Annotated in this window: 20 protein-coding genes; 10 read left to right on the top strand and 10 right to left on the bottom strand. The window is 29.6% G+C overall.

The window, feature by feature from the left end; genetic code table 11:
• The first annotated feature begins 54 nt into the window (after positions 1-54).
• Together IEW75_RS02635 and IEW75_RS02630 are read left to right on the top strand one after the other, a co-directional pair.
• Entirely contained in the window at positions 55-1,515 is a 1,461-nt protein-coding gene (locus IEW75_RS02635; RefSeq protein ID WP_134248485.1) for a sensor histidine kinase, read from the top strand.
• 4 nt (positions 1,516-1,519) lie between these two features.
• Complete coding sequence (locus IEW75_RS02630; RefSeq protein WP_134248484.1) at positions 1,520-2,293, top strand: enoyl-CoA hydratase/isomerase family protein; 774 nt, start codon at positions 1,520-1,522, stop codon at positions 2,291-2,293.
• A 67-nt stretch (positions 2,294-2,360) separates the two neighbouring features.
• Here IEW75_RS02630 and IEW75_RS02625 read toward each other — a convergent pair whose 3' ends face one another.
• From IEW75_RS02625 to IEW75_RS02615, 3 genes are all read right to left on the bottom strand, one after another.
• The gene (locus tag IEW75_RS02625; RefSeq protein WP_134248483.1) at positions 2,361-4,892 is read right to left on the bottom strand and encodes a S9 family peptidase; all 2,532 of its coding nucleotides are present in this window, start codon (positions 4,890-4,892) and stop codon (positions 2,361-2,363) included.
• A 151-nt stretch (positions 4,893-5,043) separates the two neighbouring features.
• Positions 5,044-6,585, bottom strand: coding sequence for a glycine--tRNA ligase (locus IEW75_RS02620; protein WP_134248482.1), 1,542 nt, complete (start codon positions 6,583-6,585; stop codon positions 5,044-5,046).
• A 109-nt stretch (positions 6,586-6,694) separates the two neighbouring features.
• Positions 6,695-7,582: a DUF8428 domain-containing protein gene (locus IEW75_RS02615; RefSeq protein WP_134248481.1), complete on the bottom strand. Its 888-nt coding sequence runs from the start codon at positions 7,580-7,582 to the stop codon at positions 6,695-6,697.
• A gap of 208 nt (positions 7,583-7,790) precedes the next feature.
• Here IEW75_RS02615 and IEW75_RS02610 point away from each other — a divergent pair, with 208 nt between their 5' ends.
• The 3 genes from IEW75_RS02610 (at position 7,791) to IEW75_RS02600 (ending at position 11,025) form a co-directional block, all read left to right on the top strand.
• The gene (locus tag IEW75_RS02610; protein ID WP_134248480.1) at positions 7,791-8,477 is read left to right on the top strand and encodes a ComF family protein; all 687 of its coding nucleotides are present in this window, start codon (positions 7,791-7,793) and stop codon (positions 8,475-8,477) included.
• A gap of 119 nt (positions 8,478-8,596) precedes the next feature.
• Positions 8,597-10,165, top strand: coding sequence for an Ig-like domain-containing domain (locus IEW75_RS02605; RefSeq protein WP_158283797.1), 1,569 nt, complete (start codon positions 8,597-8,599; stop codon positions 10,163-10,165).
• A gap of 62 nt (positions 10,166-10,227) precedes the next feature.
• Positions 10,228-11,025, top strand: coding sequence for a THC0290_0291 family protein (locus tag IEW75_RS02600; protein ID WP_134248478.1), 798 nt, complete (start codon positions 10,228-10,230; stop codon positions 11,023-11,025).
• Between the two features lie 4 nt (positions 11,026-11,029).
• Here the strand turns inward: IEW75_RS02600 and IEW75_RS02595 are convergent, their stop codons facing one another.
• Both IEW75_RS02595 and IEW75_RS02590 read right to left on the bottom strand, forming a co-directional pair.
• Positions 11,030-12,265, bottom strand: coding sequence for a cation:proton antiporter (locus IEW75_RS02595; RefSeq protein ID WP_134248477.1), 1,236 nt, complete (start codon positions 12,263-12,265; stop codon positions 11,030-11,032).
• Position 12,266: 1 nt separating this feature from the next.
• Entirely contained in the window at positions 12,267-12,722 is a 456-nt protein-coding gene (locus IEW75_RS02590; RefSeq protein ID WP_134248476.1) for a DinB family protein, read from the bottom strand.
• A gap of 77 nt (positions 12,723-12,799) precedes the next feature.
• Here IEW75_RS02590 and IEW75_RS02585 point away from each other — a divergent pair, with 77 nt between their 5' ends.
• Together IEW75_RS02585 and IEW75_RS02580 are read left to right on the top strand one after the other, a co-directional pair.
• Positions 12,800-13,135, top strand: coding sequence for an arsenate reductase family protein (locus IEW75_RS02585; RefSeq protein WP_134248475.1), 336 nt, complete (start codon positions 12,800-12,802; stop codon positions 13,133-13,135).
• Positions 13,136-13,266: 131 nt separating this feature from the next.
• On the top strand, positions 13,267-14,139 hold the full coding sequence (locus IEW75_RS02580; protein WP_134248474.1) for an outer membrane beta-barrel protein: 873 nt from the start codon (positions 13,267-13,269) through the stop codon (positions 14,137-14,139).
• A 59-nt stretch (positions 14,140-14,198) separates the two neighbouring features.
• Here IEW75_RS02580 and IEW75_RS02575 read toward each other — a convergent pair whose 3' ends face one another.
• From IEW75_RS02575 to IEW75_RS02560, 4 genes are read right to left on the bottom strand one after another with little or no spacing between them, the layout of a single operon-like run.
• Positions 14,199-14,672, bottom strand: a complete 474-nt coding sequence (locus IEW75_RS02575; protein WP_134248473.1) for a DUF4252 domain-containing protein — start codon at positions 14,670-14,672, stop codon at positions 14,199-14,201.
• 56 nt (positions 14,673-14,728) lie between these two features.
• Positions 14,729-15,331 (bottom strand): DUF4254 domain-containing protein, encoded by a 603-nt coding sequence (locus tag IEW75_RS02570; RefSeq protein WP_134248472.1) that lies wholly within the window; start codon positions 15,329-15,331, stop codon positions 14,729-14,731.
• Positions 15,328-16,329 carry a DNA adenine methylase gene (locus IEW75_RS02565; protein ID WP_134248471.1) on the bottom strand — a complete coding sequence of 334 codons (1,002 nt, stop codon included), beginning with the start codon at positions 16,327-16,329 and terminating at the stop codon, positions 15,328-15,330. The genes IEW75_RS02570 and IEW75_RS02565 overlap by 4 nt, the downstream gene beginning before the upstream one ends.
• Positions 16,330-16,334: 5 nt before the next feature.
• Positions 16,335-16,970: a hypothetical protein gene (locus IEW75_RS02560; protein ID WP_134248470.1), complete on the bottom strand. Its 636-nt coding sequence runs from the start codon at positions 16,968-16,970 to the stop codon at positions 16,335-16,337.
• 179 nt (positions 16,971-17,149) lie between these two features.
• Between IEW75_RS02560 and recJ the strand changes: the two genes are divergently transcribed.
• On the top strand, positions 17,150-18,847 hold the full coding sequence (gene recJ / locus IEW75_RS02555; protein ID WP_134248551.1) for a single-stranded-DNA-specific exonuclease RecJ: 1,698 nt from the start codon (positions 17,150-17,152) through the stop codon (positions 18,845-18,847).
• A 32-nt stretch (positions 18,848-18,879) separates the two neighbouring features.
• On the opposite strand, the gene IEW75_RS02550 is transcribed toward recJ, so the two are convergent.
• Positions 18,880-19,887, bottom strand: coding sequence for an NAD-dependent epimerase/dehydratase family protein (locus IEW75_RS02550; protein WP_134248469.1), 1,008 nt, complete (start codon positions 19,885-19,887; stop codon positions 18,880-18,882).
• A gap of 104 nt (positions 19,888-19,991) precedes the next feature.
• Here IEW75_RS02550 and IEW75_RS02545 point away from each other — a divergent pair, with 104 nt between their 5' ends.
• Complete coding sequence (locus IEW75_RS02545; RefSeq protein ID WP_134248468.1) at positions 19,992-20,489, top strand: GNAT family N-acetyltransferase; 498 nt, start codon at positions 19,992-19,994, stop codon at positions 20,487-20,489.
• A 106-nt stretch (positions 20,490-20,595) separates the two neighbouring features.
• A complete protein-coding gene (gene tyrS / locus IEW75_RS02540) occupies positions 20,596-21,891 on the top strand; it encodes a tyrosine--tRNA ligase (RefSeq protein WP_134248467.1) in 1,296 nt (431 codons plus the stop codon).
• The last annotated feature ends 58 nt before the right edge of the window (positions 21,892-21,949 follow it).

Below are 21,949 nucleotides of genomic sequence, written 5' to 3'. Positions count from 1 at the left end.
ACAACAATCCTTCTAAAGGATTAAAAATAAATAAGTTGGCGAAAATAAATTTAAATGAAAATTAGACTTCTTTCTCTACGTATTCGAATATTTTTAGCAATGATATTGTTAATTTTATTTGCTTCTATTTTAATTGCTGCTGTTACCATTTATCAATACAAAGAACAAACCGACGAGTATAATGAAGGAAGGTTAGAAAGAAAAGAAGAAGCTGTAAAAGCCTCTATAAACTATTGGTTAAATAGCGGTAGTGGAAATACATTTCCAATTGTAGAAGAAAATTTAAAACTTATTTTTAGAGAAAAAGTACACGAAATTTCAGATATTGAAAAATTGGAAATTAACATCTATGATTTGGCTGGAAATATTGCGAAAAGTTCAGAAGCTGGATTTGTTAAAAGCGATACCCCTACAAAACTTAGTGACACTATCTTAAAAGGAATTAACAATACTATCCAACATCGCTTTGTTGACACTAAAGCTCTTAAAGGCAAAAATTTACAATCTTCCTACTCTTATATTACAGATAATAAATTTAAACCAATTGGTATTTTAAATTTACAATACATACAAGATAACACAGCACAAAATAAGGACTTAGAAGAGTTTTTAATTAGGATGGCATACGTGTACATTCTCATGTTTTTATTGGCTATTGGGTTGGCTTATTTTATATCAAGTTATATTACTAGGTCTATCAAAACTGTAACCGATAAAATGAGCTTAACTCGCTTAAATAGACGTAATGAAAAAATTATTTTAAAAGATGCGAGTGCCGAAATGTTTACTTTGGTAAATGCATTTAATGAAATGATTGATGAATTAGAAGAAAGTGCTGTAAAATTAGCAAAAGGAGAACGAGAACAGGCCTGGCGAGAAATGGCTAAACAGGTTGCCCATGAAATTAAAAATCCGTTAACCCCAATGCGTTTAACGGTGCAAAGTTTTCAACAAAAATTTGACCCAACCGACCCTAATATTAACCAGAAAATTAATGAATTTAGCAAAACATTAATTCAGCAAATTGATACTATGAGTTCAATTGCTTCGGCTTTCTCTAACTTTGCTAAAATGCCAACTCAAAACAGAGAAGAGCTAAATGTTGTTAAAGTAGTTAAATATGCCTTAGATATTTTTACAGAAGATTATATCTCCTATTTTTCTGAAAAAGAAGTAATTACAGCTGAATTAGATAAAACCCAATTAATAAGAGTAGTAACTAATTTGGTTAAAAATGCAACACAAGCTTTAGAAGAAGTTGAAAATAAAAAGATTGAAGTTACAGTTTCAGATAACGAAAAAAATGTTATAATTACTGTAGCAGATAATGGTAAAGGAATTTTAATTGAAGATAAAGAAAAGATTTTTGAACCAAAATTCACTACTAAATCCAGCGGAATGGGCTTAGGTTTAGGAATGGTAAAAAATATAGTTGAAGCTTATAATGGCTCTATTACGTTTACATCAAAACTTAATAAAGGAACCGTTTTTAAAATAATAGTACCTAAAAAATAATAATATGAATTTCGAAAATATAGTAGTTGAGCAAAACGAAAATAGTGCCATAATTACAATAAATCGTCCAACCAAATTAAATGCTTTAAATAAAAATACTATAGCAGAATTGCATGAGGCATTTAAATTATTAGAAACCGACAAATCTGTAAAAGTTATTATTATTACTGGAAGCGGAGAAAAAGCGTTTGTTGCTGGTGCAGATATTTCTGAATTTGCAAATTTTTCTGTTGAAGAAGGTACAGAGCTTGCAAGAAAAGGACACGAAATATTATTCGATTTTGTTCAAAACTTAAGTACACCTGTAATTGCTGCAGTTAACGGGTTTGCACTAGGTGGTGGTTTAGAATTAGCTATGGCAGCACATTTTAGAGTTGCAAGTTCTAATGCAAAAATGGGATTACCAGAAGTTAGTTTGGGTGTAATTCCAGGTTATGGCGGTACGCAACGTTTACCGCAATTAGTTGGTAAAGGAAAAGCTATGGAAATGATTATGACCGCAGCTATGATTTCTGCTGAGGAAGCCAAACAATATGGTTTGGTAAATTATGTTGTTGAACAAGAAGAACTATTACCTTTATGCGAAAAATTAGCTAGTAAAATAATACGTAATTCTTCAGTAGCAATAGGAGCAGCAATTAAAGCAGTAAATGCTAATTACACTAATTGCGTTAATGGGTACAGTGTTGAAATTGAACAATTTGGAGTTAGTTTCGAAACAGATGATTTTAAAGAAGGAACAACTGCATTTTTAGAAAAAAGAAAGCCCAACTTTTAAAAAAATTATATAACAAAAAAGCTGTTTGAAAATTATTTTCAAACAGCTTTTTTATGTATTTATAATATTAACCCTTAGGTTTGTCTCTATTCATTTCAAGAATATCAACGTTTGAGGCTTCAACTCCTAAAAAGTATTTACTGAAGTGATCTGCACGCAACCAAAAAGAATATTCTGTCATTTTACCAAAACCATGACGTTGCCCAGGCATTATCATAAATTTAAAACGCTTATTTGCTTTTATTAAAGCATCTGCCATTCTAATGGTTCCTCCAGGATGCACATTATTATCTACATCTCCGTGAATCAACATTAAATTCCCTTTTAAATTTGCTGCTAACGATTGATTCTTATCAATATCATACTTATATTTAATACTACCATCAGCTTCAATTTCTTCTTTAACACCATGGTGTGTCTCACTCCACCAACTATTGTACATAGAATTATCATGATTTCCTGCTGAAGAAACTGCTGCTTTAAAGAAATCTGGATATACTAACATTGCAGCAGTTGACATAAATCCACCACCAGAATGACCGTAAATTCCAACTTTATTAATATCAATATATGGATGTTTATCTGCTAATTGTTCTGCAATATATTTTTTATCTGCCAAACCATAATCTCTTAAATTTCCGTAGCCATAATTATGATACCATTTAGAACGATCTGGATGCCCTCCTCTGTTTCCCACAGTAACAACAATAAAACCAACCTGAGCCATACGATCTAAACGATCCATACGTACAGAAAATGCTTTATTTACAGCCTCTGTTTGAGGTCCTGGATACACATATTCTAATAACGGATAACTTTTTGTTTCATCAAAATCATACGGTTTGTACATAACGCCATATAAATCTGTAATTCCATCGTTAGCCTTCATTTTAAAAGTTTCTGGAAATTTATAACCTGTAGCAAGTAATTGAGATAAATCCGCTTCTTCTAAATTCATAATTAAAGCACCTGTATTGCTTCTTAATTCTGATTTTGGCGTACTATCTACTCTAGAATAGTTACTTACAAAGTATTTATTAGAATCTGAAAGGCTAACATTTGTAGTAAAATCTCCAGAATTAATACCTCTTAAGCCTGTTCCATTTAAATTAATTCTGTACAAATGCTCGTAATAAGGATCGATATTTCTATTAACTCCATTTGCTGTAAAATACATTACACGCTCTTTTTCATCAATATTTTCAATACCAGCAACGTGGTAAGGTCCGTTTGTAATTTGATTTTTTAAGTTTCCTTTGGTATCATATAAATAAATATGTGCCCAACCGTCTCTTTCTGCCCAATGCAACATTTCGGTTTCATTATTTAATAACACTAAAGGTCTTGTTTCTATATACGTATTAAAACGCTCTTCTATTAAAACTTCAACCTCTCCCGTATTAATATCCGCAACACAAATATCTAATTTTTTACGATCTCTACTTATAGTACTAAAATAAATTTTTCCTTTTTTTGAAAGTAATAATGAAGGTTTAAACTCGTCACTAGCTTCCGATTTTTTATATTGATGTCTGTAAACAGAAAGACTTTGTTGTTTAACAGTATCTAATTTTACATTTAGTATTTCTTTTGACGGAATATCAAATATTTGTAATTCTGATTTATAATATTCTTGTTCTCCTGGCATATGGTATTTATAGGTTTCTAAGGTTGGTCTTTTTTTAGAAACCGAATTAATTACCCACAAATCTTTAATATGTCTAGAATCTGTTTTTTGATAGATAAACTTTTTAGAATCTCTAGTCCAAATTCCCCAAACGCCCTTTCTATCGTCTTTCTTCTCTTCTTTAGTTTCATTATTTTCTCCTCGAGAACCACCACCATATCCATAATTTTCAACACCATCCTTTGTCCATTGGTTTTCAACAATTGTAGTGTCTTTTTCATCTTTAAGAGCTTTCAAAAAATTCTCTTTATCCATCCAATATAGGTTGTGATTTTTTGAAAATAAGACAACGGTACTATCAGGGGAAATATTTGCCCAACGTTTTCTTTTATCATCTTTTTTAGAATTATCTATAATTGTTAAGCCATTACCTCCTAATTTATATTCGAGAAAATATACTTTTTTCTCCATTTTAGGTTTTTTCTTTTTGACTTTTTTAATTTCGGTTGAGTCTTTTTTAATAGTATCTTTTACCTCATCAATTTTATCTTTTTCATCATCTTTAACTTCCACCTCTTCTGTTGCAGTAACTCGAAATTGTATTGCTGTTTCATTTTTTACAAATTTGAAACTAAATCTAGGTAAATTCTGCCCATCGTATGGATCTTTGGTTATTTCGGTTAACCATTTAGCCATTTTATCGTTGTCAAATAATTTAGTTCTAGTTTTTCTATCTGCATCAACTAAATAGTAATTAGAACCATCTGTAGTTTTGTATTGGTACCAAAAACGATTTCCATTTTTTAACCAATTTGGTCTAACTGTAGTAGAGTGTACTAATTTAGCAAGATTTGTTGGTGAAAATTTAGATGCTAATCTGTAGTTTGGAACGGGTACCTGAGAAGCTGTTTTGTCTTGTGCAAAAACCACACAGGTAGCCATAATAAATAAGAAAAATAGTATTCTTTTCATGTTTAAAGTTGGGTTAAATTAATTTAAGCCATAAATTTCTTTAAAACATTTAACATAGCAATTATGTATTTTAATTTTATCATTTTTTTAACAAAAAAGCTGTTTAAAATTTAACTTTTAAACAGCCTTCCTTTATTCTATGAATTAAAATTTACATTTTCATAAGCCAATTTTTCACATCAACTTCTTGTTTAATAATAGCTCTTAATTCCAAAATTTTAACACGTTGTTGTTCCATAGTGTCTCTATAACGAATTGTAACTGAATCGTCAGTTAATGTATCGTGATCAACTGTAATACAGAAAGGTGTACCCGCAGCATCTTGTCTTCTGTAACGTCTTCCAACTGCATCTTTCTCGTCGTAATCAACATTGAAATCCCATTTTAAATCTTCAACAATTTTTTTAGCAATTTCTGGCAATCCATCTTTTTTAACCAACGGTAAAATTGCAGCTTTAGTTGGAGCTAATACAGCTGGTAATTTTAACACAGTACGCGTGGTTCCATTTTCTAATTCTTCTTCTTGTAATGCGTGCGAAAATACAGCTAAAAACATACGATCTAAACCAATAGAAGTTTCTACAACATATGGAATATAGCGCTCATTTATTTCTGGATCGAAATATTGTAATTTTTTTCCTGAGAATTTCTCGTGACTAGATAAATCAAAATCAGTTCTAGAATGAATTCCCTCTAATTCTTTAAACCCAAAAGGAAATTTGAATTCAATATCCGATGCAGCATCTGCATAATGTGCTAATTTTTCGTGATCGTGAAAACGGTAATTATCTGCTCCCATTCCTAACGATAAATGCCATTTTAAACGGGTTTCTTTCCATTGTTCGTACCATTCTTTTTGAGTTCCAGGACGTACAAAGAATTGCATTTCCATTTGTTCAAATTCTCGCATACGGAAAATAAACTGACGTGCAACTATTTCATTTCTAAAAGCTTTACCCGTTTGAGCAATTCCAAAAGGAATTTTCATTCTTCCAGATTTTTGCACATTCGAAAAGTTTACAAAAATACCTTGAGCTGTTTCTGGACGTAAGTATAAATCCATTGCTGTATCGGCAGAAGCGCCTAATTTTGTGCCAAACATTAAGTTAAATTGCTTAACATCTGTCCAATTTTTAGAACCAGATAATGGACAACCAATTTCTAATTCTTCAATTAAAACCTTTACATCGGCTAGATCTTCATTTTCTAAAGATTTTCCCATACGTTGCAAAATCGCATCACCTTTCTCTTTATAACCAACCACACGTGGATTTGTTGCTAGAAATTGTTCTTTATCAAAAGAATCTCCAAAACGTTTTGCAGCTTTTGCAACTTCTTTTTCAATTTTAGCATCTAATTTACCTACATAGTCTTCAATTAAAACATCAGCTCTATATCTTTTCTTAGAATCTTTATTATCAATTAAAGGATCGTTAAAAGCATCTACATGGCCAGATGCTTTCCAAATTGTTGGATGCATAAATATTGCAGAATCCAATCCAACAATATTTTCATGCATTTGCACCATTGCTTTCCACCAATAATCTCTAATATTTTTCTTTAACTCAACACCATTTTGAGCATAGTCGTACACTGCGCTCAAACCATCGTAAATTTCACTTGATTGAAATACGTAACCGTATTCTTTTGCGTGTGAAACTACTTTTTTAAATTTATCTTCTTGATTTGCCATTGTGCAAAAATAGTAAAGCTTTTAGTACAAAAAAACAAAAAAGTGGAAATAGCCTAAACTATTTCCACTCACTTTACATTAAATAAAATTAATTTGGAGTTACTTTCTTTTACTTTAAGGTTATTTTAGTTACTCCTACAATGTTACTTTCTATATAAATGTTTACCGCGTAAACACCTCTTTCTATTAAATCTCTATCAACTTCAACTAAACTAACAACGTCTATTTCTTCATTTAAATAGTTTATACTTGTTGTATCGCTATAATTAATAGTTTCATTGTTTAATACTGTTACCTCACCTTTACTTGCAATAGTAGTTCCTGTAGTTACATCTATAATTTGGATGTAAACTTGACGCTCTCCTTGTTCAGAAATTTCATTTTTTCCAACTGTAAAACTAATTCTAAAAGCGTCTGTATTTCTTGCTCGAGAAGTTTCAACTAACTTTCCATTATTTCTTTCTCTCATTGCCAACACCTTAGCTGAACTAACCTTTAAAACAGAACCTATTGCAACTTTTTCGGCTAAACTAATGTTTTGCATCGACAACGTATCGTTAACAGCAATTTGTCTGGTAATACTAACTCTAGCACTATCCAAATCTTTGGTTAATATAGTATTTGCGCCAGTTAAAGAATCCGTCATAAAAAATAAACGTCTGTTTGTTTCCTCTAATTTTGCAATTTGCTTTTTGTAACGAAATATTAAATTAAGATTTGTTGATTTTAATCCTTTTATTGAATCTCTTAAGGCAATTATTCTATCTCTTTCAAAAGCCAACTCATTAGACATTGATGTGTTTTGACCAATTGCATCTTCATATTTGACAATCATATTGTCTAAATTTTGTTCAATTTCTTCTTTTTCTACTGTAATGGCATCTGTTAATTTTTTATGCTCACTTTTATTATAAAAAGTATATGCTAAGGCTCCAATGAGCAAAATAGCTAAAGCGATTACAATAATTTTACTGTTTGATTTTTTTTCTTCTTCCATGACTTATGTTTATTTAGGGGTTTATAGTTTATTGGAGTTTTTTAACTAAACGTTAAACGTAAAATTAAATTATAAAATTAATACTAAAAACTTTTGAGGATTTTTATTTCTGAATAATTATAAAGTTACGGATTAATTTTTATAACTCATTGTTATTTTAATTAATTTTGTTTGAATTAATTATTTTTTATAATTTAACCAAAAAGCTATGAATTTTCTCAACGATATATTTACTATTTTTTATCCAGATATTTGTTTGTGTTGTAAAGATCAATTAACAACAAACGAACAGCTAATTTGTATTGATTGCAGACACGATTTACCGGTAACAAATTTTACCAATGAAATTGATAATATTGTTGAAAAAATATTTTATGGAAGAGTTCCTGTTCAAGAAGCAACAAGCTTATTGTATTTTTTTAAAAAAGGAAAAGTACAAGAATTAATGCATCAATTAAAATATAAAAACCAACAAAAAGTTGGAACTTTTATTGGAGATTGGTTAGGAGAAATAATACTCAATTCCAATCGATTTAAAACTATAGATTGTATTATTCCTGTTCCGCTTCATAAGACAAAACAGCAATTACGCGGTTACAATCAGGTTTCTACTTTTGGTAAAAGCTTATCTCAAAAATTGAATATTCCTTTTTATGAAGATGTGCTATTAAAAACCTCTGCAACTAAAACTCAAACAAAAAAATTACGTTTAGATAGGTGGAAAAATTCTGAACATCAATTTATACTTCAAAAAACAACTACACTTAAAAACAAACACATTCTTATAATTGATGATATAATTACAACAGGAGCAACACTTGAAGCTTGTATTAATGCTTTTGAAACTTATAAAAACATTAAAATTAGTGTTGCAACCATGGCATATACCCAATAAAAAATTTCAAAAATATAATACCTGAATAATTACTGCGTTTTTTTAATAAAATAATTGTTATTTTGTATCCAAAACAAATGTATATGAGGTTGTCTTTTTTCAAATTTTTAAGTGTTTTAATGCTTACAAGCATTCTTTTTAGCTGTGCACGAAGAGGAACTCCTACTGGTGGAGATAAAGACACAATCCCTCCAATATTAGAAAAAGCCATTCCAGCAAATAAAACTGTAAATTTTAAAGAAAAAAGAATTAAAATTTATTTTGATGAATATATTAAGTTAAAAGATGTAAAAACACAACTTATAATTTCTCCTCCTCAAAAAAATGAACCAATAATAACTCCGGTAGGAACTGCTAGTAAATTTATTTCTATTAAAATTTTAGACACTTTAGATGCAAATACAACCTATTTGTACAACTTTGGAAATAGTATTGTTGATAATAATGAAGAAAACAAATTAGGAAATTTTAAATATGTTTTTTCAACTGGAACGTATATAGATTCATTAGAAGTTACAGGTGAAGTTACAGATCCACTTGTAAAAGAAACTTCAAAAAATTTAGATGTAATGCTTTATGAATACGATACTGCATTTACAGATTCTATTATTTTTAAACAAAAACCACGTTATATTTCAAACACCTTAGACAGTACTTTGTTTGAAATTAGCAATGTAAGAAAAGGCAAGTATTTACTTATAGCCTTAAAAGATGCAAATAATAATAAAATTTACGATCCAGATATTGATAAAATAGGTTTTATTAATGACACATTAAACATGCCAACCGACAGTGTTTACAACTTTACAATTTTTAAAGAAATACCCAAATTAAAAATATTAAAACCAAAAGAAGTTAATAGCGGACATTTAATTTTTGGATTTAAAGGAAAAGCAGAAGATTTAATAATTAACCTTTTGTCTGAAACTCCTCCCGATTTTAAATCTGAAATAATTTATGACACGACAAAAGACACTATTAATTATTGGTATACTCCTTTTGAAGCAGATTCTTTAAACTTTGAGGTTTCTAAAGGAGAGTATTTCGAAGAATTTACCGCAAAATTAAGAAGTACAAAAAGAGATACCTTAAAAATTCAAAATAGTGTTGGAAATACATTGAATTTAATTGATACACTTGCTATTACTTCCAATACACCAATTATTAAAATTGATACATCTTTTATTTCTATAGTTAACCAAGATACTGTAAAAGTTAATTTTAAACCAATTCTAGCAACATCTAAAACCAAACTATATTTAAATTTTGATGTAAAACCCGATTCTAAATACACTGTTGAAGTGTTGCCTAATGCTATAACAGATATTTACAACACTGTAAACGACAGTTTATCTGTTAAAGTAGCTACAAAAACCCCCGAAGATTACGGAATTTTAAATGTAAATATAGATAGTTCCCTAAAATCTTCATTTATTGTTGAATTAATAAACAGTAAAAATACGGTTGTAAGAGTTGCTAAAACAAGTGAATTAAAAACCATTAGATTTGAGTCTTTAGAACCTGGTAATTATTATTTAAGAGTTACCACAGATAAAAATAACAACGGGATTTGGGATACAGGTAATTTTTTAGAAAAGCGACAACCAGAAAAAATTAAATATTTTGATAAAGAGATTGAAATAAGAGCCAATTGGGACCCAACTGAAAACCTAATTATAACTGAATAATTAATTATTTGGTTTAAAAGTTTATATAGATTTTAGTACATTTGATAAAATAAACCCCATTTTTGAGAATAAAACATAAAATAGCAACCGTTCTTATAGTTAGTCTAATCGCTATAAGCTTAAAGGCTCAAGATGAAAGCAGCCATGAAATTGGCTTAATTTATGGGTCTGCCTCATTTACAACAGATTACGGCGAAAGAAACAATTTAAAAAGTAATGTTGCAGGAAATGTAGGTCCAGGATTTGGGGCAGTTTATTACTTAAATTTTACCGATTATAGATACCGTTGGAATCAGCGAACTACCTATTGGGCAGAGCACTTTAGAGTTAGAGCAGAACTATCTTATATGTCTGCAAAATTAGACCATTTTGGTCAGTGGGCTGATAAACAATCAGAATTAGGAGAAAGGTTAAGAGCGCACCATGGTAAAACTTATTTATTAAATGTTGGTGCACAATTGGAATTTCATTGGGTAGATATTGTAGATTTTGGATCTAGAAGAATTCCAGATTTAAAATGGTCACCCTATATTAGTGGTGGAGCATTTGTCGATTTTTATAATCCTTCTATCTATTCAGACCTTGGTGATTGGAGAGATCCTGACATTTTGTACCCAAAATGGGATCCAAATTTATGGCCCGATGCAGCGCGCGTAACACCAGGGATAACTATGTCAGCAACATTAGGTATTGGAACTAGAAGAAAATTAGGCTACTATTCAGATCTTTTAATTGAATCCCGTTGGCAATATTTTTTCTCAAACTATGTTGATGGTTTAAATGCAAGACAAGCTCCTGAAAACAAATATAACGACTGGCTTTTATGGATTCATGTTGGTTATATTTACTACCTAAATTAATATTTTAGTTTGCTATTTTTTTTATTAATTTCCCAACTGTAAGTCCTTGAACAATTATTGAAAAAACTACAATTATATAGGTAATTACTAAAAATAAATCGCGATGCATTTCGGCAGTTAAACTTAGTGCTAAAGCTATTGATATACCACCACGTAAACCTCCCCAAGTCATAATTAAATTAGTTTTTGGAACAAAATCTAATTTTTTAGCATACAGTTTAATTGGCAACATTAATGATAAATAACGTGCAAACAATAAGGTTGGGACCAACAATAAGCCTGCTATAATAAATTTATTATTAAATGTTAGAATTAATAGTTCCATTCCAATTAAAACAAACAATACTGTATTTAAAAGAATATCAATTAACTCCCAAAATTTATCTACATATTGTTCTGTAGTTTTACTCATAGAAGATTTCCTTACAGTATCTGTACCAACTATTAAACCAGCAGTAACCATAGCTAACGGAGCCGATAGATGCAGGTATTGCGCTAAAACTGTTCCTCCCATTACGGCTGCAAGAGTAATAATTACCTCAACATCATAATCGTCTATAGATTTTAAAAGTCTGTAGGTAAACCAACCTAACAATAACCCAAGTGCAATACCTCCCACAACTTCTACTAAAAACATTTCGGCAATGGCACCAAAAGTAATATTGCTTCCTCCTTTTGCAATTTGATAAATTGTTAAAAACACCACAACTCCTACACCATCATTAAACAAAGATTCTCCAACAATTTTAGTTTCCAATATTTTTGGAGCACCTACTTGCTTTAAAATTCCTAAAACAGCGATCGGATCTGTTGGAGATATTAATGCTCCAAAAAGTAAACAATAAATAAAGCTAACATCTATATTTACTACCTTCAATAAATAAAAAGAAAATATTCCAACTAAAAATGTTGAAGTTAAAGTACTGAAGGTTGCAAATATTAAAATTGGTTTTCTTTGTACTTTTAATTGCTGAAAATTTGTATGCAGAGCTCCTGCAAACAACAAAAAACTTAACATCACGTCTAACAATACCGTTTTAAAATCTATTTGAGCTATAAATAGTTTTTCTTGTTCTAACAGCGTATTGTTAAACATACTTGTAGCTAAAACCAATAACGTAAAAACAATAGTAATTACCATTAAACCAATAGTAGTTGGCATTTTTAAAAACCGCACATTTATGTAGCCAAAAAGAGCAGAAATAACAACAAGTGTAGATATTATGGCAAATACACTCATTTTATATGAATTTTAATAATTGTAAAACAACTCCAAGATGAATACCCTCGTGGTATAAATTAAACGCAATAGCCTCACCAATAGAGTTTAAGCTTACACCTATACTTGTTGTATAAGTAGTATAATTTTTAAAAAGCCCTGCATTATAATCCTTTTCTAACTGAACCGGTAATTGTAAAAACAACTCCTTAATTTTTTCAAACTCTTCCATAGAAACTTCGTAATTTGGAGCTGTTCCTTTTTGAAAATTTGTTATCATTTCTTCTGAAACCAAACACTTTAACCCAGATAATTTATAACAAAGCAATTGTTGTGTAACTACTAAATGCGCCAAATTCCAAGCTATATTATTTTTAAAACCCTCTGGAATTATATTTAATTGTTCTTTCGATAAATTGGCTGTAATTTTTAACAAGAATTTTCTTGTTTGAAGTAAATCATCAAATTTCTTTTGCATACTATTGTTTTTATTAAAATTATTCAAATTTAAAATAAAAACACAGTAAATTTACGTTTACACTAATTTAATAAAAAATGAAGAAAATTTATTATCTAAAAACTTGTGATACTTGCCGAAGAATTTTAAAAGAAATGGACACTTCAGAATATATTTTACAAGAAATAAAAACAGCACCAATTACTGTAAATCAGTTAGAAGCGTTGTATAACATAACCAAAAGCTACGAAGTATTGTTTAGCAAAAGAGCTAAAAAATACAAGCAAATGGATTTAAAAAACCAACATTTAACCGAAAAAGATTACAGACAGTTAATATTAGATGAATATACGTTTTTAAAACGCCCAGTAATTGTTAATGAAAAAGGTGTTTTTGTGGAAAATACTAAAAAATTAGTGACTTTTAGTAAATAAATATCAATAAAATAAACTCATCCTTATACTTTTTAAATTTATGTACTTATTTGTGACAAATGTAACATTTGTCATTTGAAATATTTTATATATAAACTATATTGCGAGTTTACTAAACAAATTAATTAATTATGAGAAAAAATTTATTATTATTAGTTGCTATTTTAGTTGTAACAAGCGCAAGTGCACAATTTTATGTTAGCGGAAGTGGTGGTTATGCAGTTCCAAGTGCTGGTGTAAAATTTGGTGAAATAATATCTGTTAATGGAACTGAAAATACTTATGGTAGTTATGGTGAAGGTTTAAATGCACAATTTAGAGCTGGTTACTTTTTTAATGATACTTGGGGTGTTGATCTTGGATTTGGATATTTACACGGTGCAGACCAAACAATTAAAGATATTAATGTTCCTGGAAGCCCAGTAGTTGACATTAAAGCTAGAGGTAGAGCCTATGGTTTATCAACTTCAGTAGTTTATAAATTTACTAATAACATTTATGGTAGATTTGGAGCTCTAATTAAAGTTGGAGGTAAAACGGAAGCTTTAGGTTCAATTTATGGCGTTAACCTTCCTGCTGGAGTTATACCAAATGTTCCAATTGCTACTACTTTAGATATTGATTATACACAAGATTATAAAGGAAGACTTCCTTTAGGTTTTGTTGGGGCAATAGGTTACAAGCATAATTTAAGTGATAATTTTTCAATTTTTGCAGAAGCTGAGTATATGGGTATTAGTGTTACAAGAGACTCTGCTGAGATAATGGAATTTAGTGCTACTTTAAGAGAAGTTGATGGAGCAACACTTCCTATTGAAAATGTTCAGGCAATTTTTGCAGCTTCAGGGAGTGAATTAGCGGGTATTTTTAATAATGAAATTGAATTTGTTGATGAATTACCTTTAGGTGATAGCAATACAGGATCTAAACAATTATCTTCTACAGTTCCTTATTCTTCTTTTGGAGTTAACTTTGGTATCACTTACACTTTTAGCAAAAAATAATATCTAATAAGAATGAATAAAAAAGCCCTTCAAAATATTTTGAAGGGCTTTTTTTAAAGCTAAATTCCAGTTAATTTTAAATCTGAACCTTCCATTATTTTATTAAAATCATCTTGTAAAATATTGGTTTTTAAACCCAACACCACAAAATCTTTATCACTTTTAATTTTTAAAACAATTTCTTTAATCGTGTTTTTGTTTTCTAGAAAATACAATTTAACCTGATCTCCATTACTTTTTACCTTAAATATAGAAGCATATTTTTTTCGTTTTATAAACCTATCAAATTGCTTATCAAGTGATGCTTTTTTATTTTCAAAAATCATTACTTTATAATGTTTTACTTTCCTAAACAAATCTTTATATTCCTCAACATCATCTTTTGGAATAAAAATATTGGCAAAAAAAGCTGGAGTACTTATAGAAAAATCACATTCATCTTTATGCTCAGCATAAAAAGAATTAAAAGATGATTTTGATGCACAAGAAATAAGCAAAAGTGCTGTTACTAAAATTAGGAAACTATTTTTCATAAAAAAGGTGTTTATTCTATGACGAATAAACACCTTTTTTGTAACGCTAATTATTGTTACTTTTTTGAATACAACATAGGGTTTGTATCCTCGTCGTTATACATTTTCATTTGCTTGTAAACTTTTACGTACTTTTCACCAGACGCAAAATCAGCCAATAAATCATCAATTGCAGTTGATAAATCTATTCGTTGTTCTAACAACACATTTAATTTTTCTTGACATTTTGCTCTATGCACTTCAGAAGCCGATGTTCTTGTTGCTTCTTCATTCATATGGTAAATTTTTAATGCCAAAATTGAAAGCCTGTCAATTGCCCAAGCCGGAGTTTCAGAATTAATCTTAGCGCCTTCTTTTACTTTTACATCTTTAAATTTGTTTAAAAAATAGCTATCAATATACTCTACCATATCTGTTCTATCTTGATTGGAAGCATCAATTTTACGTTTTAAAACGATTGCTTCGATTGGATCAATATCTGGTAAACGAATAATATCCTCATAATGCCATTGCACAGTGTCTATCCAATTTTTACGATATAATAAATGCTCAAAAGAGTTTTTATCATACGGATTTTCAAATGGTTGATCTACACTATCTATAATGTGATATTTTGCTATTACTTCATCAAAAAGTTTGTTGTAATCTTGTGCCTTCATAATTGTTTCTCTAAAATATGTAAATATTCAACTGTTTCAGTTGCTTTGTGATTTCTGTTTTCGGTTTTATCTGCCTTAAAACGTTGATAATTGGTTGTTTTTAAACTGTATTTTCCGTGTGCACTCATCACACTACGTATCTCATCTTCAGTCATTAAACCCTCATTATTATAGCTTAAAAAAATGTACTTAAAGTTAGCATTTTTTATTAATTCTACGAAATATTTTTTGACTTCATTTTTTTTACAATATGAAGACCTGTAATAACTTCGCAAGCCAGTTTTACCTTGTGGTTCAAAAGTATCATATTTCGCAATAGTGGTTAACAAATGGTAATTAGAGCCATACTGACGTGCATTGTATGGAGGGTCCAAATATAAAATATCTCCTTTTATTTTTTTAATTAGCACATTTCCATCTTGGTTAAAAACCTTATGAGCATTCTTTGTTAATTCAAAATTTGCTGGCTGAATAACTAATTCATTTTGGGCAGATTTCTTTATCTTTTTCAAGTAAGCGCCATAAACCGAAGCTGTATTTGCTACTCTATCCGCACTTTCAATTAACGATGCCAATAAAAAAAAATAAGTGTCTTCATTTATTTTATTCGTGCTTTTCCATACTTCAATTTGCTGACGCATAGCATCTATTTTTTTTCCATTTTCTGAAGAAAAATACAATCTCCCTTCACTCCCATTTTCACAATAATTCTGAAAAATAAACCCTTCTACTCCTTCTAAATTATTTAAAAAATCAATTTGATTTTTAATATCTAACTTCTTAAAATTTCCAATGTAATTTCTATTTAAAACATAGCTATAAAACTCAACATCGTTGGCAATTACTTGTTTTACAAAAGGCTTAAAATTACGACCTACAATTCCGGTTCCTGCAAATAAATCACAAAAAACGAGTTGCTCCAAATTGTCTCCAACAACCTGTGTAATTGCTGTTTTTAAAAATGATGCTAATTTATGTTTGGAGCCTATATAATTCACTATAATTATTTAATTGCCCAAATAACATCGGACTTTACTAAATGATTTTGAAAGTAAAAACTTTCTAAATTTTGAGCATCAAAAGTACTTAAATAAGTTGAAACAATTTTTTGAAGCCATAATATTTCAGACTTTAATTTCCAATGTTCGTTTGGATTGCTGTAATCAAATACAATTAAAAAAAGACGATTTTTAAAATGATGCCTTTTTTGCTGGCTTTGGTTTTTATAAAACCACTCTATAAGTTCTCGTTTGTGTTCTAAGGAATACGGAACTGATTTATTAAATCCTTTAGGAAAAACACTGGTTTTATGGTCAAAAGGAATCTTAGAAATATAAAAATCGGTGTATTTATCTTTTGCATTTTTATGAGAAGTCACATTTTTATGCTCACAAAAACAGGCTTCAATTGCTTTTGCCGACCAAAAATTAAACCATCTATTTAGAGCATAATTTTTTAATGCTTCATAATTTACATCACTTTTAAAATTATTATCAATTTGCGTTAAAAGTGTCTCAAAATTAGAGGTCCTGTAAATAAAATTTGTATTATTATCAAAATTGTCAGTTTGCCTTCTTCCCCATTCGTATGGAAAATCTAACCTTTTTTTTAGTTCTTTTTCTAGCAAATTAAAATCCATGCTACTAATTTAATAAAATCATTTTTAAAATTAATAACTATTAAAATTGGTAGCATTGTGAAGTCTCTTTATTATAAACATAATAGCATTGGCAATGCACAAGCAAATAAAAAATTCATTAAATATAAATCAAATAAGGTGTAAAATTATTTTGTTTATTTTTGAAGAAAATTATAGCTATGCGATGGAAAATTAAACCCGAAACAGATTCTTCAATTACCACAAATCTTGCAAAAGAGTTGGGAATTGAATATACACTTGCAAAATTATTGGTACAACGTGGAATTCATACTTTTAATGAAGCCAAAGCTTTTTTTAGACCTAGTTTAGACAATTTACACGATCCATTTCTAATGAAAGATATGGATGTAGCAGTTGCTCGAATTGAAACTGCCATAAAAGCGAATGAAAATATATTGGTTTATGGAGATTACGATGTAGATGGCACAACTTCGGTATCGTTGCTTTTTTCTTATTTAAAAACCTTACATACAAATATAGCAACCTATATTCCAGATAGATATGCAGAAGGTTATGGAATCTCTTTTCAAGGAATTGATTTTGCTGAAGACAATAATTTTTCATTAATAATTGCCCTAGATTGTGGAATAAAAGCAATTGATAAAGTTAATTATGCCACAAAAAAAGGCATCGATTTTATAATTTGCGATCATCATAGACCCGGAAATGAAATTCCAGCAGCGGTTGCTGTATTAGATCCTAAACGGTCAGATTGTGACTATCCTTACAAGGAATTATGCGGTTGTGGTGTTGGTTTTAAATTAATTCAGGCCTTAGCGAGTAAAAGAGGTGAAACTATAGAAAATTTAATTCCGTATTTAGATTTAGTAGCTACTGCAATTGCAGCAGATATTGTTCCTATAACTGGAGAAAATAGGATTTTGGCTTATGTTGGATTGCAAGTTATAAACAGTAATCCAAGAACTGGAATTAAAGCAATGATTCATCAAATTGATAAAACAGCATTAACAATTACTGATGTTGTTTTTATTATTGCACCTAGAATTAATGCAGCTGGAAGAATTAAACACGGAAATTATGCCGTTGAATTATTAACAGAACCCGATTTTGATACTGCTGTAAAATTTGCTTCAGAAATTGAAAAAAATAATACAGAACGAAAAGATTTAGATAAAATAATTACTGTTGAAGCCTTACAACAACTTGAAGAAAATAACGAAGCTGAGAATTTCTCGACAGTTGTTTTTTCTGAAACTTGGCATAAAGGTGTAATTGGTATTGTAGCTTCTAGACTTATTGAGACCTATTATAAACCAACCTTAGTTTTTACAAAAAGTGGTGATAAATTAGCAGCTTCTGCCCGATCGGTTAAAGGTTTTGATGTTTATAAAGCTTTGGAACAATGTTCAGAATTTATTGAACAATTTGGAGGACATAAATATGCGGCAGGTTTAACTTTGGAGCCAAAAAACTACCCAAAATTTAAAGCTAAGTTTGAAGAAGTGGTGAAAAACACCTTACCAGAAGAGTTGCGAACTCCAGAAATTTTAATTGATACTGAAATTTCACTTTCAGAAATAAATCCAAAATTTTACAGAATTATTAATCAGTTAGCGCCTTTTGGACCTCAAAATTTAAAGCCTGTTTTTATGGCAGATGGTTTACGCGACAATGGTTATGGTAAAAAAGTTGGTTCAGATCTAACGCATCTAAAATTATGCATTATAGATGGTGTGCATCAACAAACCTATAATGCTATTGGTTTTAGTATGGGCGATAAACACAAGCTAACGACCAATGGAAATCCGTTTAAAGCCGCTTTTACTATTGATGAAAACCATTGGAATGGCAATACTTCATTGCAACTAGTATTAAAAGATCTTCAAGAAGATTAATTTATATAGCAATTACACCGTTCCAAAATGATTTAAATATCTTTTAAATACAATTTACAAATGGTATGTATACTTTTCGAAATAGGTTCAAACTTAAAATCTAAGGTATTTTTAATTTTTTCAGAGGAAAAATATCTTTTTTGATGGATAGATTTTGATGAATGTTTTGTTAAAAGTGGCGGTTTGTTTGTTAAATATGACTTTATCTTTTCAAATCGCCAACCAATTTCACTCATAAATGTTGTTATTTTAATTGCAGGCTTCTTTTTATTAAATTTTAGAGCAATTTCATTAAAAATTTCTCGGTAGCTTTTGTTTTCAGCAACCAATATAAAACGTTCGTTTTGCACTTCACTTTTCATTAATAAAAGCATTGCTTTTACAACATCGTTTACTGAAACGTAACCTGTAATTCCTTTGGTATAAAAATTAAATTTTTTATATATTTTAGAGAAAATTTTACCAGAACCAGTATTCCAAAAACCAGCACCGATAATTACACCAGGATTTACAATTACAACTGGAACGCCTTCTTGTGAAGCGCGCCAAACTTCAATTTCAGCACCATATTTTGTAATTGCATAACCATAATTGCTTTTTTCAATATCCCATTCGTTGGTTTCAGTAACAAAATCAGCATTTAAAGATTTTCCAACTGCGGCAACAGAACTTACAAAACAGAATTTTTTTATAGCATTTTCAATGCTTAAATTCACAATATTTGCAGTTCCTTCAATATTAATTTTTCGCATTTTATGATAATCTTTTGGGTTAAAAGAAACCAATGCTGCCGAATGGTAAACTTCGGTGATATTTTTAAATGCTTTTTCTAGTGCAACTACATCTGTAATATCTGCCTCAACCCATTCTATTTTTTTAAATAAGTCTTCAAAATCATCAGAAAAATAGCTAAAAACATTTTTTACAGCTTCTAAATTGCTATTTTTTCTAAAAACGGCTCTTATTGTATCGTTTTCTAAAGAAAGTTGATACAATAAATGCGATCCCACCAAACCTGTTCCACCTGTAACTAATATCATAAAACGAATGTAACAAAAATGATTGAATATATGAGATAGAACTATTATTTTTGAAAGTAAAACAAGTTGTATTTCGGCTATAAAAACTTTAGAATACTTAAAACATGAAAAAAATTATAGTAACTGAAAGACTTTATTTGAGAGAGTTAAATGAAACCGATTATAAATATTTTTACAATTTAAATCTAGATAAAGATGTTTTAGAATACACTGGAGATAAGCCATTTAAAAACCTTGAGGAATCTAAAAAGTTTTTAAAAAACTATAAGCCTTATAAAAAGTATGGATGTGGAAGATGGGCTGTTATTGATAAAAAAAATGATGCGTTTTTAGGATGGTGCGGAATTAAATTTACACAGAGCTTAAATGAATACGATATTGGTTTTCGATTTTTTAAAAAATATTGGGGTAAAGGATTTGCAACTGAATCTGCAAAATCTTGTATCGAATATGGAATCAACAACTTAAAAATTAATGAAATAGTGGGTAGAGCAATGAAAGAAAACAAAGCTTCTATTAGAGTCCTGGAAAAAATTGGACTTGAATACCACGCAGATTTTGATTTTGATGGAAATAAAGGCGTACTATATAAAACAAAATAAGGCCAAATAAACAGAAAGAAATGTACCTTAAACCATTGCGTAAAAAACTAAACATTTAAACCATGAACTACAAACTAAAATTTTATCTTTGCTGAAATTTAAAAATTTGAAAATGAATTTTGTTGAAGAACTACGTTGGAGAGGCATGTTACACGATATTATGCCTGATACTGAAGAGTATTTATTAAAAAATAAAACAAGGGGCTATATTGGCTTTGATCCAACTGCAGACTCATTGCATATTGGAAGTTTAGTGCCAATTATTATTTTAATGCATTTTCAAAAAGCGGGTCATTATCCAATTGCTTTAGTTGGTGGTGCTACGGGAATGGTTGGAGATCCATCTGGGAAGTCTGATGAACGTAATTTATTAGATGAAGAAACCTTAGCTAAAAATGTTGCTGGAGTGCAAGGACAATTAGCGCGTTTTTTAAAGTTTGAAGATACAGAAGTTGAGAATCCAGCAGAATTGGTTAACAATTACGACTGGATGAAAGATATTTCTCTAATAGATTTTGTGCGTGATGTAGGTAAACACATTACCGTAAACTATATGATGGCTAAAGATTCAGTAAAAAAACGTTTTGCCCCTGATTCTGAAACAGGAATGAGTTTTACTGAATTTACCTATCAATTATTTCAAGGATACGATTTTTATCATTTGTACAAAGAAAAAAATTGTATGCTTCAAATGGGAGGTTCAGATCAATGGGGAAATATTACTACAGGAACTGAATTGGTTAGAAGAATGGGGCAAGGGAAAGCCTATGCACTTACGTGTAAGTTAATTACAAAAGCCGATGGAACAAAATTCGGAAAAACTGCTGGTGGAAATGTTTGGTTAGATGCCAACAGGACTTCTCCTTATAAATATTACCAATATTGGTTAAACTCATCTGATGAAGATGCAGAAAACTATATAAAAATATTTACTTTTTTAGATAAAGAAACTATTGAAGCATTAATTGCTGAACATAAACAAGCACCACATTTACGTATTTTACAAAAGAAAATAGGTGAAGAAGTTACAATTATGACCCACGGAAAAGAAGCATATGAAAATGCAATAAAAGCGTCAAATATATTATTTGGAAAATCTACAACTTCCGATTTAAAAAGTTTAGACGAACAAACATTTTTAGATGTTTTTGATGGTGTTCCTCAAGCAGAAATTAAACGTTCTGTAATTGAAAACGGTCTTGATATTATTGCGGCTTTTGCCGAAAACGGGTTTTTAAAATCTAACGGCGAAGTGCGTAGAGCTTTAAAAGAAAACTCAATTTCGGTTAATAAAGAAAAAGTTACAGAAGATTTTGTAATTACACCTGCAGATTTAATTGCAGATAAATTTGTGTTATTACAACGCGGTAAAAAAAGTTATTTTTTATTGAAAGTAATTTAATAAAACTATTTTATAAGAAAAATACTTCCTGTTGGTAAAAGATAAAGCTGTCTAAAAT

The sequence above is a fragment of the Lutibacter litoralis genome (genome assembly GCF_014646675.1).
Classification (GTDB): domain Bacteria; phylum Bacteroidota; class Bacteroidia; order Flavobacteriales; family Flavobacteriaceae; genus Lutibacter; species Lutibacter litoralis.
This window is presented reverse-complemented; position numbering and strand designations above follow the sequence as displayed.